Origin of the sequence: Micromonospora humida, from assembly GCF_016901255.1 — a bacterium.
Classification (GTDB): domain Bacteria; phylum Actinomycetota; class Actinomycetes; order Mycobacteriales; family Micromonosporaceae; genus Micromonospora; species Micromonospora wenchangensis.
The window spans coordinates 354072-369557 of the sequence record NZ_JAFEUC010000006.1; the positions used below are offsets into that span (position 1 = coordinate 354072).

Below are 15486 nucleotides of genomic sequence, written 5' to 3' on the forward strand. Positions count from 1 at the left end.
CCCGATACGAAGTGAGGGCCCCGCGACTGCGGAGCCCTCGTCTGGTGGTGGGGATGGGGGGAGTTGAACCCCCACGTCCTTTCGGACACACGGACCTGAACCGTGCGCGTCTGCCATTCCGCCACATCCCCGTGGCACGACCCTCGAACGTCGTAGTTCGCGTCGACCCCGCCGTCTCCGGCGGGCCCGGAACATCCTACCCGGTCCTGCGGTCTCGCCCCGACCGGTTACCGTTCCTACGAGCGGTCACCCTTCGTGGCGGACGAAAGAGTAGCACGGTCCGGACGGCCGTTCCGAACGGGCCGCCGCGCGGTGGCCGAGCGGCGCGCGAGCTGCATGCGCGCCGTCCAGATACCATCATGTCCTCGGGACCCGAGGAGGAGCCGGTGAGCGTGCTGCAACGCTTCGAGAAGCGTCTGGAAGGCCTGGTAGAAGGGGCCTTCGCCAAGGTCTTCAAAGGGGTGGTCCACCCCGTGGAGATCCTCAACGCCATGCAGCGGGAGGCCGAGGCGCACAAGGCCATCCTCGCTGGTGGCCGCACCCTGGTGCCGAACCGCTACGTGATCGATCTCTCCCCGTACGACCACAGCCGGTTGGCGCCGTACGCCGCCGCGCTGGCCCAGGAACTGGCCCAGTCGCAGGCGGAGTTCATCGGCGAGCAGGCGTGGACGGTCTACGGCGACGTGATCGTCGAGGTCGAGCGGGGCGAGGGGCTGGACACCGGCATGTTCCGGGTCACCGCCGAGGTCTACACCGGCGGCGAGGTCGCCCCGGTCTCCTCCCCGGGCGGCTACGACCCCGGTCCGCCGGCCTACCCGTCGTACGACCAGGGGGGCGGCTACGGCCCGCCGCCCGGCCACGGCGGCGGCGGCGCGCGCAACGTCCGGCTGGTCTCGGGTGACGGCCGTACCTATCCGTTGCAGATGGGCTCGACCGTGATCGGTCGGGGTGACCAGGCCAACCTGCGCCTGCCCGACGTCGGGATCTCCCGGCGGCACGCCCGGCTGGACTTCGACGGCGGCCAGGTCGTGCTGACCGACCTCGGGTCGACCAACGGGACGATGGTCAACGGCCAGCGGGTCTCGGCCGTCGCCCTGAACCCGGGCGACATGATCCAGCTCGGCACCACGACGCTGACCTTCCGCGTGGACGGCTGACCCGCCTTGCCGGAACTCGTCATCACCGTCGCCCGGTTCGGGTTCCTCATCCTGCTGTGGATCTTCGTGTTCACGGTGGTCGGTGTCATCCGTCGGGATCTCTTCGCGGGCGCCCGGTCGGGGCGGCTGGTGGCCGCGCCGCGCGCGGTCGGGGCCTCCACCCAGCAGCAGGCGGCGAAGCCGGCGAAGGTGAAGCGGGGTCGGGCGGCCCACCAGCTGGTGGTCACCGCCGGCCAGCTCGCCGGCACCCGGATCACCCTCGGTGAAGCGCAGATCACCATCGGCCGGGCCGAGGACTCCACCCTCGTCATTACCGATGACTACGCCTCCGCCCGGCACGCCCGGCTGGTGCCCCGGGACGGGCAGTGGTTCGTCGAGGATCTCGGTTCGACTAACGGCACGTACCTCGATCGCGCTAAGGTCACCGGACCAACCCCCGTCCCCCTCGGCGTGCCGATCCGTATCGGCCGCACCTCTCTCGAATTACGGCCATGACTCTGACCCTGCGCTATGCGGCCCACAGCGACCGCGGTCTGATCCGAGACGGAAACCAGGACTCCGTCTACGCCGGGCCGCGGCTCCTCGCCGTCGCCGACGGCATGGGCGGCATGGCCGCCGGTGACGTCGCCAGCAACATCGTCATCGGTGCCATGGCGCCGCTCGACGAGGACGTCCCGGGGGACGCGCTCGTCGACGCGCTGCGATCGGCCGTGGGCACCGCCAACCAGCAGCTCCGCGACACGGTGGATGCCAACCCGCAGTTGGAGGGGATGGGCACCACGCTCACCGCGACCCTCTTCTCGGGCAGCAAGCTCGGCATGGTCCACATCGGTGACTCGCGGGCCTACCTCCTGCGCAACGGCGAGTTCGCCCAGATCACCAAGGACGACACCTACGTCCAGATGCTCGTCGACGAGGGGCGGATCAGCGCGGAGGAGGCGAGCAGCCACCCCCAGCGCTCGCTGCTCACCCGCGCCCTCGACGGCCGGGACATCGACCCGGAGTACAGCGTCCGGCAGGTGCTGCCCGGCGACCGCTACCTGATCTGCAGCGACGGCCTGTCCGGCGTGGTCAGCGCGGAGACGATCGGCGACAGCCTCCGCGAGTACACCGACCCGCAGCAGTGCGTCGAGCGGCTGGTGCAGCTCGCCCTGCGCGGCGGCGGCCCGGACAACATCACCGTGATCATCGCGGACGCCACCGACCAGGACATCGTCGAGGCGAGCCCGATCGTCGGCGGGGCCGCGGCCCGGGACCGGGGGATGGCCACCGCCGCCGACGACTCGACCCCGGCCGCCCGCGCGTCGGCGCTGTCCGCGCCGCGCCCGCCCGCCCCGGAGGAACCGGCGGCCAGCCGGGACGACGACCCGGAGCGCCCGCGCCGGCCGCTGCGTACCGCTGCGATGCTGACGGCCCTGCTGGTCATCCTCGGTGGCGGCCTCTTCGCCGGCTGGAGCTACACCCAGCGGCAGTACTACGTCGGGGCGACGGACAGCGGGCAGCTCGCGGTCTTCCGCGGGGTTCCCGGCCAGGTGGCCGGCCTCGACCTGTCGAGCGTGCACTCGACCAGCCAGGCCAAGCTCGACGACCTCACCCTGGCCGCCCAGGAGCAGGTCAAGCAGGGCATCCAGGCCAAGAGCCGACCGGACGCGCTGCGCCGGCTGGCCGAGTTGACCAGCGACGACCCGACCAATCCGAACCTGAAGCCGGTCTGCCCGCCGGTGCCACCGCTGGTCACCGGCTCACCCGTGCCGGCGAACTCGTCGGCGCCGGCCGTCCCGGGCTCACCCAGCCCCGGCGTGACCGGGCTTCCGACCGCCACCAGGCTCCCGGGCACCACCGGCACTCCCACGCCGCCCACCACACCCGACGCCTCGGCCTCCGACGCGGTTCCGCCGGCCGGAGACCCGGCGGGCTGCCGGTCGCCCGAGTGACCGTCGGCTGAGATCCGAGGGACACCTCCTTGACCGCAGCGGCCCACCCGGTAGTCTCGCCCGTCACGACGGGCGAGCGGCCCGGCGTACGTCTGGCGCGGTCCCGGCGTAACGCCGAACTGTCCCTGCTGGTGCTGGCGATGGTGCTGGTGGCCGCGTACGGGGCGATCGTCGAGGCCAACCTGCTCGATACCGTCACCCGCGACTTCTGGATGCCGGCCGCCGCGCTCGGGCTGGTCTTCTTCGGCATGCACCTGGTGATCCGGTGGCTGGCGCCGTTCGCCGATCCGGCCCTGCTGCCGGCGGTCGCCCTGCTCAACGGCATCGGGGTGGGCTTCCTGCGCCGGCTCGACCTCGGCAAGGCCGCCCCGGCCGACCGGGAGACGCTGGCCATCTTCGCCGGCACCGGCGGGCGGCAGCTCGCCTGGACGCTGGCCGCGGTGATCCTCGCCGCCGGCCTGCTGGTGCTGATGCGCGACCACCGGGCGGTCTCCCGGTACGCGTACACGCTGGGGCTGGCCGGCATCGTGCTGGTGATGATCCCGGCGGTGCTGCCCGGCCGGTTCTCCGAGATCAACGGCGCGAAGCTGTGGATCAGGGTGGGCGGGTTCAGCATCCAGCCCGGTGAGTTCGCCAAGCTGGCGCTGCTGGTCTTCTTCGCCTACTACCTGGTCCGCAAGCGTGAGGTGCTGTCGCTGGCCAGCCGCCGCATCCTCGGTATCGACTTCCCGCGTGGCCGGGATCTCGGCCCGGTGCTCGGGGTGTGGATGATCAGTCTGCTGGTCCTGGTCTTCGAGAAGGACCTCGGCACCTCGCTGCTCTACTTCGGCATGTTCGTGGTGACCCTCTACATCGCCACCGAACGGGTCAGTTGGCTGCTGATCGGTCTGGTCCTGTTCTTCGGCGGCGCCTACCTCGCGTACGTGCTGGGCGGCACGGTGGGTGGCCCGTTCGCCAACTTCTACACCCGCGCCGAGATCTGGCTCGACCCGTTCGCCGAGCCGTACGACCGGGGCTACCAACTGGTGCAGGGCCTGCTCGGCCTGGGCAGCGGTGGCCTGTTCGGCTCCGGGCCGGGTGCCGGGGAGCCGCTGGAGATCCCCGAGGTGCAGAACGACTTCATCTTCGCCGGCATCGGCGAGGAGATCGGCCTGTTCGGGTTGACCGCCCTGCTGGTGGTCTACCTGCTCATCGTCGAGCGGGGGCTGCGGGCCGGGCTGGCGGTGCGGGACTCGTTCGGCAAGCTGGTCGCCGGTGGTCTCGCCTTCACCCTCGGGCTCCAGGTCTTCGTGATCGTCGGCGGGATCAGCAAGCTCATCCCGCTGACCGGTCAGACCACCCCGTTCCTGTCCGCCGGTGGTTCGTCGTTGATGGCGAACTGGCTGCTCATCGCGGTGCTGCTGCGCATCTCTGACGCCGCCCGGCGGCCGGTGACCCAGGGTGGCGGCCCGGCTGGCCGACCCGGCGGCGGGCCGCCGGAACAGCTGCACGGTGCTCCCACGGAGGTGATCCGCCCGTGAACGCGCCCCTGCGCCGCGTCGGCGTCGTCGTCATGGTCCTGTTCGGGCTGCTCTTCGCCAACCTCAACTGGATCCAGGCCTACAAGGCGGACGAATACCGCAACAGCGACTACAACGGCCGGGTGCAGGTGGCCGAGTACGAGCGCCGACGGGGCAACATCGAGGCCGGCGGCACCGCCGTGGCCACCAGCAAGGAGACCGGCGGCAAGCTGCGGTTCCAGCGCAGCTACCCGGCGGGGACGAAGTACGCGCACGTGCTCGGCTACAAGCCTGTCAACCTGGCCGACACCGGCATCGAACGGCTGGAGAACGACTTCCTCGCCGGCACCAGCGACGCCCTGCTCGGCAACCGGATCAAGGACATGTTCACCGGCGACGAGAGTGGCGGCGGCAACGTGCTGCTGAGCATCTCCAAGCGGGCCCAGGACACCGCCTACGAGCAGTTGCGCAACAACCGCAACGGGGTGAAGAAGGGCGCGGCGATCGCCATCGACCCGCGTACCGGTGCGGTGCAGGCACTGGTCTCGATGCCCAGCTTCGACCCGAACCCGCTTGTCGACCACGACACCAACGTGGCGTCGGCGGCCTACAACAAGTACGAGCAGGACCCGGAGGGCCCGCTGAAGAACCGGGCGCTGTCGGAGACCCTGCCACCCGGCTCCACCTTCAAGATCGTGATCGCCGCCGCCGCGCTGGAGAACGGGGTCGGCAAGGACACCGAGATCCCGGCCGGGCCGAGCTGGACCCCGCCGACGTCGGGCACCGAGATCCGCAACGCCGCCCCGTCGATCTGCCCGGAGGCGCAGGTCACCCTGATCGACGCGGTCACCGAGTCGTGCAACACCGGCTTCGCCCAGCTCGGCGTGCGGCTCGGCGCGGACACGGTGAAGGAGAAGGCCCGGCAGTTCGGCTTCGAGCAGGACGACCTCTCCGTCGGGCAGCTCGGCGAGGGGGGCCTGCCGGTGGCGGCCAGCCGGACCGGCGACATGCAGAACCCCGACGGCGGCACCGACCCGGCCGCGCTGGCGCAGTCCTCGATCGGCCAGAACAACGTCCGGATGACCCCGCTCCAGGGCGCGCTGATCGCCGGTTCGGTCGCCAACAAGGGCCGGCAGATGCGCCCGTACCTGGTCAAGCAGCTCCTCGGGCCGGACCGCACCACCAGCTACTACAACGCCCAGCCCCGCGAGCTGCGCCAGCCGGTCAGCGGTCAGGTCGCCGACGACCTGCGGGACATGATGGTCAGCGTGGTGAAGAACGGCACCGGCAGCTCGGCGGCCATCGACGGCTACACCGTCGGTGGCAAGACCGGCACCGCCCAGTCCGCCCCGGACCGCCCCGACCACGGCTGGTTCATCGGCTTCGCGCTGGACAAGAACGGCAACGCCGTCTCCGCGGTCTGCGTGGAGCTGGAGCAGGCCGGCAGCGGCGGCAGCGCCGAGGCGGCCCGGATCGGTGGCAAGATCATGCAGGCGGCCATCGCCGATGCGGGGGGCCGCTGACATGCTCAGCCCCGGGGTGCAGCTCGGCAACCGCTACCGCCTCGACGAGCGGATCGCCAGCGGCGGCATGGGCGACGTGTGGCGCGGCACCGACCAGGTGCTGGGCCGTACGGTCGCGGTGAAGAGCCTGCTCCCGGCGCTGCTCGACGAGCCCGGCTTCGCCGAACGGTTCCGCGGCGAGGCGCGCACCATGGCCACCATCAACCACCCAGGCGTGGTCGACGTCTACGACTTCGGCAGCGACCAGGAGATCGCCTTCCTGGTGATGGAGTACGTCGAGGGCGACGCCCTGTCGGCGACGCTCAGCCGGGTCGGCCGGCTCACCCCGGCCCGGACGATGGCCCTGCTCGCCCAGGCCGCCGACGCCCTGCACGCCGCCCACGAGAAGGGCATCGTGCACCGCGACGTCAAGCCGGGCAACCTGCTCGTCCGGCCGAACGGCACGCTGGTGCTGACCGACTTCGGCATCGCCCGGTCCGAGCTGGTCGGCCAGCTCACCGCCGCCGGGTCGGTGCTCGGCACCGCCTCGTACATCTCCCCCGAGCAGGCCACCGGCGCGGTCGCCACGCCCGCCTCCGACGTCTACGCCCTCGGTGTGGTGGCCTACCAGTGCCTCGCCGGCCGGCGGCCCTTCGAGGGTGACAACCCGCTCGAAATCGCGATGAAGCACGTGCGGGACACTCCCCGGCCGCTGCCCGGGGACATCCCACCGCAGGTCAAGGCGATCGTGGACCGGGCGATGGCCAAGGAGCCCGGCCACCGCTGGCCCAGCGCCGCCGCCCTGGCCTCCGTCGCCCGGCAGGCCAAGCAGGCCCTCTCCCAGCAGGCCCGCGCCGGTGGCGGCCACCCCGGCCCGGTCTCCGGTGGCCCGGTCTCCGGGGCCCCGGCGTCCCCGGCCGGCCCGATGGCCCGTGCCCAGGTGCCCGCCGTACCCCGGCAGCAGCCCGGCGCGCCGGTCCACCCGCACCGGCCGGCGGTCAGCGGGCAGGCGCGGCCCCCGATGGGCGGACAGGCCCGACCGCCGATGGGCGGACAGGCCCGGCCGCCGGTCGCGGCCCGGCACCCGCAGCCGCCGCCGGTGACCCCGCAGCGTCCGCCGGTCCAGGCCACCCCGATGACCCGGCCCTATCCGCAGCAGCCCCGGGGGGCGGCCTCCGTCCCGCCCGCCCAGCTGCGTGCCGACCGGCCCGTGTACGCCCGACAGCCCCTTCCGCCCCCCGCCCCACCTGCCCGTTCCCGGTCCGGCATGGTGACCCTGGCGATCCTGCTGGCGGTGCTGGTGCTGGTCTGCTCGGGTGTGCTCGCGTATGCGAGCCGGCAGGGCAACCTGGCCACCGACCCCGGTGCGCCGGGTACGACGTCCGGCGCGCTGAGTGCCCTCGGACGCGACGATCCGGCCGGAACGTCGTACCGTCGGGTGGTACGGCTCGGACCGGGTGACGGCGAGACGACGACGAGCGAAGGACGACGAACGCGATGACAGCCCAGGCCCGCCTGCTCGGTGGCAGGTACCAGGTCGGCGAGCTGCTCGGTTACGGCGGCATGGCCGAGGTGCACCGCGGTCGGGACCTCCGGCTCGGTCGGGACGTCGCGATCAAGATGCTCCGGACCGACCTGGCCCGGGACGCCACCTTCCAGATGCGGTTCCGCCGGGAGGCGCAGAACGCCGCCTCGCTGAACCACCCGGCGATCGTCGCCGTCTACGACACCGGCGAGGAGACCGCCCCGACCGGGGAGACCCTGCCGTTCATCGTGATGGAGTTCGTGAACGGGCGGACCCTCAAGGAGGTCCTCGGCGTCGAGGGGCGGCTCCAGCCGCGCCGGGCACTGGAGATCTGCGCCGACATGTGCGCGGCCCTGGAGTTCAGCCACCGGCACGGGATCATCCACCGGGACATCAAGCCCGGCAACGTCATGCTGACCCAGACCGGCCAGGTCAAGGTCATGGACTTCGGCATCGCCCGCGCGCTGGCCAGCGGTGCCACCACGATGACGCAGACCAGCGCGGTGATCGGCACGGCCCAGTACCTCTCCCCCGAGCAGGCGCGCGGCGAGGCCGTCGACGCCCGCTCCGACGTGTACGCCGCCGGCTGCGTGCTGTTCGAGCTGGTCTGCGGCCACCCACCGTTCGTCGGTGACAGCCCGGTCAGCGTGGCGTACCAGCACGTACGGGAGGCCCCGCCGACGCCGAGCGACATCAACCCGGACGTCACCCCGGCGATCGACGCGATCGTGCTCAAGGCGCTGTCGAAGAACCCGCTCAACCGCTACCAGAGCGCCGGCGAGATGCGGGCCGACCTGCTCCGCGCCGCCGCCGGCCGGCCGGTGATGGCCACCCCCGTCCTGAGCCAGGACGAGACGACCCCGATGGCCGCGGCGGCGAGCGGCTACCCGACCCAGGTGGTCGGCCAGCAGACCCGGCAGATCCCGGCCCGGGTCGGCGACCCGCAGCGGCGTAGGAGTTCGGCGTGGGTGATCGCGGCGTTCGCGGCGGTCGGTGTGCTGGCGGTGATCGCCCTGGTCGCGGCGCTGCTGATGAACGGTCAGGAGCCGAAGAAGAGCCCGGTGCCCAACCTGGCGGGCAAGACGCAGGACGTCGCGTTCGCCGAGATCCGCAATTCCGGCCTCGTGCCGGCGACCGGCGACCAGGTCTTCGACAGCACCTGCAAGGTGGGCACGGTGGTCAGGCAGGACCCGCCGGCCGGCACCGCGCTGGAGGAGAACAGCCAGGTGACGGTGAGCCTCTGCGGCGGCAAGCCCGAGGTCAGCATCCCCAACGGCCTCAAGGGCAGCAAGGTCGAGAGCGCCGAGACCCGGCTCAAGGACGACAAGTTCAGGGTCAAGGTGGTGACGAAGGACAGCGAGGAGAGCGAGGACATCGTCCTCGACGTGTCCCCGCCCGAGGGCGAGAAGGTGCCGGAGGGCACCGAGGTGACCCTCACCGTCTCCCGGGGCAACGTCCGGGAGGTGCCGGACGTCAAGGACCTCAGCCAGGCGGAGGCCACCCGGACCCTGCAGAACGCCGGTTTCAAGGTGAACCCGGAACTCGGCTCGGAGGTTCCGGCGGACGAGGCCGGGAAGGTGCAGAGCCAGAACCCGAAGCCCAAGACCAAGAAGGCCACGGGAAGCACGGTCACCATCGTGGTGAGCGTGCCGGAGGTGACCGAGTCGCCGACGCCGCCGACGCCGACCACGCCGGTGCCGACCACCACGCCGCCCGGCGACGGCACGGGTGGCGGGTTCCCGCTGCCCACCCCACCGTTCCGCAGCGACGACGACTGACCCGTACCGCCCGTCGTGCCGGGCCCGGTCCGTAGGGGCCGGGCCCGCCTCTGTCGGGGCCACGGCGGGCGCGGGTCAGGGCGGACGTTCGTCGGGGACGGCGGGCACGGATCTGCCCGCCGGACCGGACAGGACGGGAGCGGGTGCGGCGGTCCGTCAGAGGGTGGCGAAGGCGGCCCGGCGGCGGGCGTCGACCTCGGCGGCCAGCTCCGGCGCGCGCTCCAGGGCCTCCGGGTGGCCGCAGGCGGCGACCCAGTTGGCCAGCATCAGGTGGCCGCCCTCGGTGAGCACCGACTCCGGGTGGAACTGCACCCCCTCGATCGGCAGCGTCCGGTGCCGCATCGCCATCACCACGCCGGAGGCCGTCCAGCCGGTGACCTCCAGCTCGTCGGGCAGCGTCTCGGGCAGCACCGCCAGCGAGTGGTAACGGGTGGCGGTGAACGGGTCGGGCAGGCCGGTCAGCACCCCGACCGAATGGTGCCGCACCTCGGAGGTCTTGCCGTGCAGCAGCTCCGGGGCCCGGGTGACGGTGCCGCCAAACGCCTCCCCGATCGCCTGGTGACCCAGGCAGACGCCGAAGATCGGCAGCTCGCCGGCGTACCGGTGGATGACGTCGAGGCAGATGCCGGCGCGGTCCGGGCTGCCCGGCCCCGGCGAGAGCAGGATGCCCGCCGCGTCGACCCGGCCGACCTCGGCGACGTCGATCTCGTCGTTGCGCCGGACCTCGCACTCCACTCCGAGCTGGCCGAGGTACTGCACGAGGTTGAAGACGAAGGAGTCGTAGTTGTCGATCACGAGGATGCGCATGGGCTCACCGGCTCGGGGAGGGGGCGGGCGGGGTGTTGTTCCGGTCGGTGTCGTACGGCAGGTCGTGCCCGTCACCGGCCGGCGCGTCCGGGTCGACCGCGGAGTCACCACCGGGGTTGCCGGAGTCCTGGGTGACCTGCACGTCGTCGAAGGGCAGCAGCGGCTCGGCCCAGGGGAACACCACGAACCAGAGCAGCGCCACCGTCGCGGTGGCGAGCAGCACCGAGCCGGCCAGCTTGCCGGGCAACCCGAAGGGCAGCTTGCGCCAGATCCAGGAGTACATCGTCGTCAGCCCTCCAGCTCCGGCGGCGGGCCCTGCGACTTGGGCTGCGTACGGTCGAGTTCGGCGTGGACGATCAGCCGCTGGTAGTTGTCGAACTTCGGGTTGCAGGTGGTGAGGGTGAGCAGCTTGCGGGTGGCTTTCGCGTTCGGCTCGCCGGGCACCGGAGCCACCACCTCGACCTGGTCGGGGCGGACGATCCGGGACTGGTACACCTTGTAGACGTACCAGTCCTGCTTGCCCTCCAGGAGGATCGCGTCGCCGGACTTCAGCTCGTCCAGCCGCCAGAAGGTGGCCCGGTTGCGGTGCCCGGCGACGGAGAAGTTGCCCACCTCGCCGGGGAGCGCGCTCTTCGGGTAGTGGCCCGGGGCGTACCGGATGTCCTCCTGGGTGACGCCCTCGACGACGACCCAGTTCTTGTCGAGGCTGGGGATGTATAGCCCGGCGATCGGCTTGCCCTCGGCCGGGGCGACCGCCTTGGCCGGGCCGGTCGGGCTGACCGTCGGATCGCCGGTCGGCCCCCACGCCTGGGCGAGTTGCTGGTTGAGCTTGCTCTGGTGGGCGTCGACCAGGACGGACTTGCCCCAGATCTCGTACCCGGCGAAGAGGAGCACCACCAGGCCGAAGGTGATCAGCACCTCGCCGCTGACCCGGACGCCGGTGCGCAGCCGGGAGGCGAAGGTGGGCCGGGTCAGCTCCGAGTAGACGCTCTTGTAGCCCTTCCCGGTCTGCTCCGGGCGTAGCTGCACCACCCGTTCACCCCGGCGGGGCGGGGGTGGGGGCGCGACGGGGTCGTCGGACCCGCTCGGCTCGGGGGCGGGTGGCACCGCACCCATCAGGGCGGTGGAGTCCATCGCCGGAGCGGTCGGCCGGGCCGGCAGCACCGGGAGCAGCGCCGTCGCCGCCGGGTCGACCGTACGGCCCGGCTGCTGACCGGGGGGCACGGGCGGGGCGGGGCGACCTGGCCCGCCCGGCGGCTGCTGCCGGTCGTCGGGCGTGGGCCGGGCGGGGCGGCCCGGCCAGGCGGGCGGCGGCTGGCGGGTGGGTAGCACCGGTGCCGGCCAGGGGCCGGCGGGCTGCGGGTGGGCGGGTGCCGGGCGGGCGGTGGCGGGCGGCGTGGACCGGTCGACCGGGGGGAGGAAGGCGGTCGGCCCGTCGTGCTGGTCGCCGTGGCGCTGGTCCCCGCCCTGCCGGGTCATCGCGGCACCGTCGCCGATCGCAGCGCCGTCGAGTCCTCGAACGCGGGCACGGTGACGGAGCCGACGTTCTCGGAGTAACCGAGCTGGTAGTGGTCGACCGCCTGCTTGAACAACCCGACTCCCTGAGAGCCGGCGAGGGCCTGCTGGAGGGCAGCGGGATCGCCGATTGCTACGATCTTGAATGGTGGCGAGTACACCCGGCCGTGCAGCAGCAGGGTGTTACCGACGCAGCGTACCGCGCTGGTGGAGAGCACGCGGACGTTCATGATGGACATGGCCTCCGCGCCTCCGGCCCACAGCGCGTTGACCACCGCCTGCACGTCGCCCTGGTGGACGACCAGGTCGTCGTTGGTGGCGCCCTTGGGCAGGGTGCCGTCGCTGCGGCGGGGGGCGTCGTTCAGTTCGACGGTCACCCCGGGCCCGGCGAGCGCGGTGAATCCGGCCGCCTGCTGGAGCGCCCGGGCGCGGTCGCGCTGTTCCTTGATCGGTTCGTCGGTGTCGGCCAGGGTCGCGGTCTCGCTCTCCACGTCGGCGCGCAGCCGGGCGGCCCGCAGCTCGCTTTCGGCCACCTGTTCGCGGCGGTCCTCGATGAGCTGGGTGAGCTGGGGTCGGCGGTCCTCGCGCAGGGCGGTGCCGCCGGCGGTGGTCGCCGTGGTGGTGAAGAGCAACCCGGCCGCGGCGGCGATCAGCGGCACGCCGATCGACCAACCCGGCCGGCGCTGCCGGGGGCGGCGTGGCAGGAAGGCGGCGACCGCCCGGCGCATGGCCTTCTGCCAGGACGCCGCACCGGATGTGTACTCCACCGAGCGTTCCTCTCCCGTCGTGTGGTGACGCCCGTCACGACGCTGGGCGGTCACCGGCGTCGCGTCGACCCGCCCGAAACCGGTCACCGCGTGCACCGGATCGACCCCATTCATGGCCTGGAGCGGCCTTCCGGACTACGCTAGCTGTCGAACATTATTGGCCATGGACCGTCGCCCCCGCGCCCGGTTGTCAGGCCGGACGAGGTCGTCACCCCTCTGGAGAGCGTCGTGCCCAAGTCTCAGGTCCGTAAGAAGAAGGTGTACACCCCGCCGACGGACGTTCGTCCGACGACGGCGGCGGCGACGCGCAAGCCTAGCCCGGTGTGGCTGCCGGCGATCGCTGTCGCGCTGATCGTCGGCGGCATCGGCTGGCTGGTGGTCTACTACCTCTCCGAGCAGGAGTACCCGGTCGCCTCGTGGGGCTACTGGAACCTCGCGGTCGGCTTCGGCGCGATGGTGGGTTCGCTGGTCCTGCTCTCCCGCTGGCGTTGAGCGCGGCGCTCCGGCGCTTCCCGCGACACGTCCCAGGTCACCCCGGACGGCCCCGACCCGGCGCTTCGGCGTCGGGAGCCCTATGGTGTCCGCAGGGCGGCGTGGCCTGGTGCGAGAAGACTCACGTTACCGTTGGGTAACTTTCGCGTAGGCTGCACTGCATGACCGAGCGGAGCGAGGTCATCGACCGGTCCGGTCGGGGGTGCGGCGGCGGCACGCCGGCCACCCCCTGAGCCGGCCCCCGGTCGCCGAGCCGCTCGACAGGCAGCAGACCGGGAGGCCAACTCGATGGGCAGCGTCCAGATCGTCACCACGGTCCTCGCCGCCGCCATCACCGCAGTGGCGGTGTGGCTCGCGGTACGCGCGGTGCTGAAGATGGTGGCCGTCATCCGGCTGGGGCAACCCGCGCCGGAGCGGTTCGCCGACAAGGGCACCCGGGCGAAGACGATGCTGGTCGAGACGGCCGGCCACACCCGGATGCTCCGGTGGGGCGTGGTGGGGGCCGCGCACTGGTTCGTGATGGTCGGCTTCATCGTGCTGTCGCTGCTGGTGCTGGAGGCGTACTTCGAGGTCGTCTCGCCGACCGGTGGCCTGCCGCTGATCGGCGGCCTCGCCGTCTACGGCCTGGTCACCGAGGTGATCGCGGTGCTCGGCACGGTCGGCATCCTGGTACTGATCGCGATCCGGGTCCGCAACCGGCCGACCCGGCCGGGCGGGCGCTCCCGGTTCACCGGCTCCACCATGTGGCAGGGCTACTTCGTCGAGGCGGTCGTCCTCGCCGTGCTGGTCATGGGGTTCGTGATCCGTGGCTTCAAGGTCGCCACCGACCACTTCGAGTACCCGCTCTGGGCCACCCCGGTCAGCCACGCCCTCGGCGCGCTGCTGCCCGCCTGGCCGGCCGGCGTGAGCGTCGCCGCCCTCATCAAGATCGTCATCTCGATGACCTGGCTGATCGTCATCGCGTTGAACGTGACGATGGGCGTCGCCTGGCACCGCTTCCTGGCGTTCTTCAACATCTTCTTCAAGCGGGAACCGGCCCGGCCCGCCGGCTCCGGGCTCGGCCCGCTGCGCCCGATGACGAGCAACGGCAAGCCGCTCGACTTCGAGGAGGCCGACCCCGAGAAGGACCAGTTCGGCGTCGCCCAGGTCGAGCAGTTCACCTGGAAGGGCCTGCTCGACTTCAGCACCTGCACCGAGTGCGGGCGCTGCCAGTCGCAGTGCCCGGCCTGGAACACCGGCAAGCCGCTGTCGCCCAAGCTGCTCGTGCTCAGCCTCCGCGACCACGCGTACGCCAAGGCGCCCTACCTGCTGGCCGGCGGCGGCAAGGATCTCACCGGCGAGGAGAAGGCCACCGCGGCGCAGCTCGCCCACCTCGACGTGCTGACCCTCGCCGAGGCCGACAAGCCGCTGATCGGCGACGCCGAGGCCGGCGGCGTCATCGACCCGGACGTGCTGTGGTCCTGCACCACCTGCGGGGCCTGCGTCGAGCAGTGCCCGGTCGACATCGAGCACGTCGACCACATCGTCGACATGCGGCGCTACCAGGTGCTGATCGAGTCGAGCTTCCCGTCCGAGGCCGGCGTCATGCTGCGCAACCTGGAGAACAAGGGCAACCCGTGGGGCGCCCCGCAGAACACCCGCGAGGACTGGACCAAGGGGCTGGGCTTCGAGGTGCCCCGGGTCGGCGAGGTCGACGACTTCGAGTACCTCTTCTGGGTGGGCTGTGCCGGCGCGTTCGAGGACCGGGCCAAGAAGACCACCCGCGCGGTGGCCACCCTGCTCAACGAGGCGGGGGTCTCCTTCGCCATCCTGGGCGAGGGCGAGACCTGCTCCGGCGACCCGGCCCGCCGGATCGGCAACGAGTTCGTCTTCCAGATGCTCGCCCAGCAGAACGTCGAGACGCTCAACGAGGCGTTCGAGGGCCGGGAGCAGGCCAAGCGCAAGATCGTCGCGACCTGCCCGCACTGCTTCAACACCCTCGGCAACGAGTACGGCCAGCTCGGCGGCGAGTTCGAGGTGGTACACCACACCCAACTCCTGGCCCACCTGGTCAGCACCGGGCGGCTCACCCCGGTGCAGCCGGTCGACGGCGGCGTCACCTACCACGACCCCTGCTACCTGGGCCGGCACAACCGGGTCTTCGCCGCCCCCCGGGAGGTGCTCGGCAGCGCCATCAACGGCGGCGGCAGGGCCGACACCGACCTGATCGAGATGCCGCGCAACAGCGAGCGCTCCTTCTGCTGCGGTGCCGGCGGCGCCCGGATGTGGATGGAGGAGAAGATCGGCAAGCGGATCAACGTGGACCGGGTCGAGGAGGCCATGTCCACCGGGGCGCGGACGGTCGCCGTCGGCTGCCCGTTCTGCTCGACGATGCTCAACGACGGCGTCAACGGCAAGGGTGCCGGCGAGCAGGTCGAGGTGGTCGACGTGGCCAGCGTGCTGCTGCGCTCGGTCAGGCCGGACACCGCGCCCGGCCAGCAGGAGACCGCGCCGACCGCCGGCTGAGGCCG

13 protein-coding genes and 1 tRNA gene are annotated in these 15486 nt (G+C 72.1%); 9 read left to right on the forward strand and 5 right to left on the reverse strand.

Annotated features, from left to right (window positions below):
• Positions 1–45 precede the first annotated feature (45 nt).
• Positions 46–131: transfer RNA gene (locus JQX11_RS15040), tRNA-Leu, on the reverse strand.
• Between the two features lie 228 nt (positions 132–359).
• Between JQX11_RS15040 and JQX11_RS15045 the strand changes: the two genes are divergently transcribed.
• The 7 genes from JQX11_RS15045 to pknB are packed head-to-tail and all read left to right on the forward strand — an operon-like array spanning position 360 to position 9395.
• A complete protein-coding gene (locus tag JQX11_RS15045; protein WP_204925572.1) occupies positions 360–1157 on the forward strand; it encodes an FHA domain-containing protein in 798 nt (265 codons plus the stop codon).
• A 6-nt stretch (positions 1158–1163) separates the two neighbouring features.
• Complete coding sequence (locus JQX11_RS15050; RefSeq protein ID WP_088645730.1) at positions 1164–1652, forward strand: FHA domain-containing protein FhaB/FipA; 489 nt, start codon at positions 1164–1166, stop codon at positions 1650–1652.
• On the forward strand, positions 1649–3091 hold the full coding sequence (locus JQX11_RS15055) for a PP2C family protein-serine/threonine phosphatase (RefSeq protein WP_204925573.1): 1443 nt from the start codon (positions 1649–1651) through the stop codon (positions 3089–3091). The genes JQX11_RS15050 and JQX11_RS15055 overlap by 4 nt, the downstream gene beginning before the upstream one ends.
• A gap of 29 nt (positions 3092–3120) precedes the next feature.
• Positions 3121–4611 (forward strand): FtsW/RodA/SpoVE family cell cycle protein, encoded by a 1491-nt coding sequence (locus tag JQX11_RS15060; RefSeq protein WP_372444592.1) that lies wholly within the window; start codon positions 3121–3123, stop codon positions 4609–4611.
• Entirely contained in the window at positions 4608–6113 is a 1506-nt protein-coding gene (locus JQX11_RS15065; protein ID WP_204925574.1) for a peptidoglycan D,D-transpeptidase FtsI family protein, read from the forward strand. Before JQX11_RS15060 ends, JQX11_RS15065 begins: the two co-directional genes overlap by 4 nt.
• Before the next feature lies 1 nt (position 6114).
• Complete coding sequence (locus JQX11_RS15070) at positions 6115–7593, forward strand: serine/threonine-protein kinase (RefSeq protein WP_204925651.1); 1479 nt, start codon at positions 6115–6117, stop codon at positions 7591–7593.
• Positions 7590–9395 (forward strand): Stk1 family PASTA domain-containing Ser/Thr kinase, encoded by a 1806-nt coding sequence (gene pknB, locus JQX11_RS15075; RefSeq protein ID WP_204925575.1) that lies wholly within the window; start codon positions 7590–7592, stop codon positions 9393–9395. The genes JQX11_RS15070 and pknB overlap by 4 nt, the downstream gene beginning before the upstream one ends.
• A gap of 156 nt (positions 9396–9551) precedes the next feature.
• On the opposite strand, the gene JQX11_RS15080 is transcribed toward pknB, so the two are convergent.
• Genes JQX11_RS15080 through JQX11_RS15095 form a run of 4 tightly spaced genes read right to left on the reverse strand, consistent with a single transcriptional unit; the run spans position 9552 to position 12484 of the window.
• A complete protein-coding gene (locus JQX11_RS15080; protein WP_204925576.1) occupies positions 9552–10202 on the reverse strand; it encodes an aminodeoxychorismate/anthranilate synthase component II in 651 nt (216 codons plus the stop codon).
• 4 nt (positions 10203–10206) lie between these two features.
• Positions 10207–10485 (reverse strand): hypothetical protein, encoded by a 279-nt coding sequence (locus tag JQX11_RS15085; RefSeq protein WP_204925577.1) that lies wholly within the window; start codon positions 10483–10485, stop codon positions 10207–10209.
• 5 nt (positions 10486–10490) lie between these two features.
• Positions 10491–11681 carry a class E sortase gene (locus tag JQX11_RS15090; protein WP_204925578.1) on the reverse strand — a complete coding sequence of 397 codons (1191 nt, stop codon included), beginning with the start codon at positions 11679–11681 and terminating at the stop codon, positions 10491–10493.
• Positions 11678–12484 carry a DUF881 domain-containing protein gene (locus JQX11_RS15095; RefSeq protein WP_204925579.1) on the reverse strand — a complete coding sequence of 269 codons (807 nt, stop codon included), beginning with the start codon at positions 12482–12484 and terminating at the stop codon, positions 11678–11680. Before JQX11_RS15095 ends, JQX11_RS15090 begins: the two co-directional genes overlap by 4 nt.
• Before the next feature lie 228 nt (positions 12485–12712).
• Here JQX11_RS15095 and JQX11_RS15100 point away from each other — a divergent pair, with 228 nt between their 5' ends.
• Together JQX11_RS15100 and JQX11_RS15105 are read left to right on the forward strand one after the other, a co-directional pair.
• The gene (locus tag JQX11_RS15100) at positions 12713–12976 is read left to right on the forward strand and encodes a cell division protein CrgA (protein ID WP_204925580.1); all 264 of its coding nucleotides are present in this window, start codon (positions 12713–12715) and stop codon (positions 12974–12976) included.
• Positions 12977–13264: 288 nt separating this feature from the next.
• Positions 13265–15481 (forward strand): (Fe-S)-binding protein, encoded by a 2217-nt coding sequence (locus JQX11_RS15105; RefSeq protein WP_204925581.1) that lies wholly within the window; start codon positions 13265–13267, stop codon positions 15479–15481.
• Positions 15482–15486 lie beyond the last annotated feature (5 nt).

Coding starts and splice junctions, on each gene's coding strand:
- JQX11_RS15045 (WP_204925572.1), top strand. CDS start 360: ATGTCCTCGGGACCCGAGGAGGAGCCGGTGAGCGTGCTGCAACGCTTC.
- JQX11_RS15055 (WP_204925573.1), top strand. CDS start 1,649: ATGACTCTGACCCTGCGCTATGCGGCCCACAGCGACCGCGGTCTGATC.
- JQX11_RS15070 (WP_204925651.1), top strand. CDS start 6,115: ATGCTCAGCCCCGGGGTGCAGCTCGGCAACCGCTACCGCCTCGACGAG.
- pknB (WP_204925575.1), top strand. CDS start 7,590: ATGACAGCCCAGGCCCGCCTGCTCGGTGGCAGGTACCAGGTCGGCGAG.
- JQX11_RS15080 (WP_204925576.1), bottom strand. CDS start 10,202: ATGCGCATCCTCGTGATCGACAACTACGACTCCTTCGTCTTCAACCTC.
- JQX11_RS15085 (WP_204925577.1), bottom strand. CDS start 10,485: ATGTACTCCTGGATCTGGCGCAAGCTGCCCTTCGGGTTGCCCGGCAAG.
- JQX11_RS15090 (WP_204925578.1), bottom strand. CDS start 11,681: ATGACCCGGCAGGGCGGGGACCAGCGCCACGGCGACCAGCACGACGGG.
- JQX11_RS15105 (WP_204925581.1), top strand. CDS start 13,265: ATGGGCAGCGTCCAGATCGTCACCACGGTCCTCGCCGCCGCCATCACC.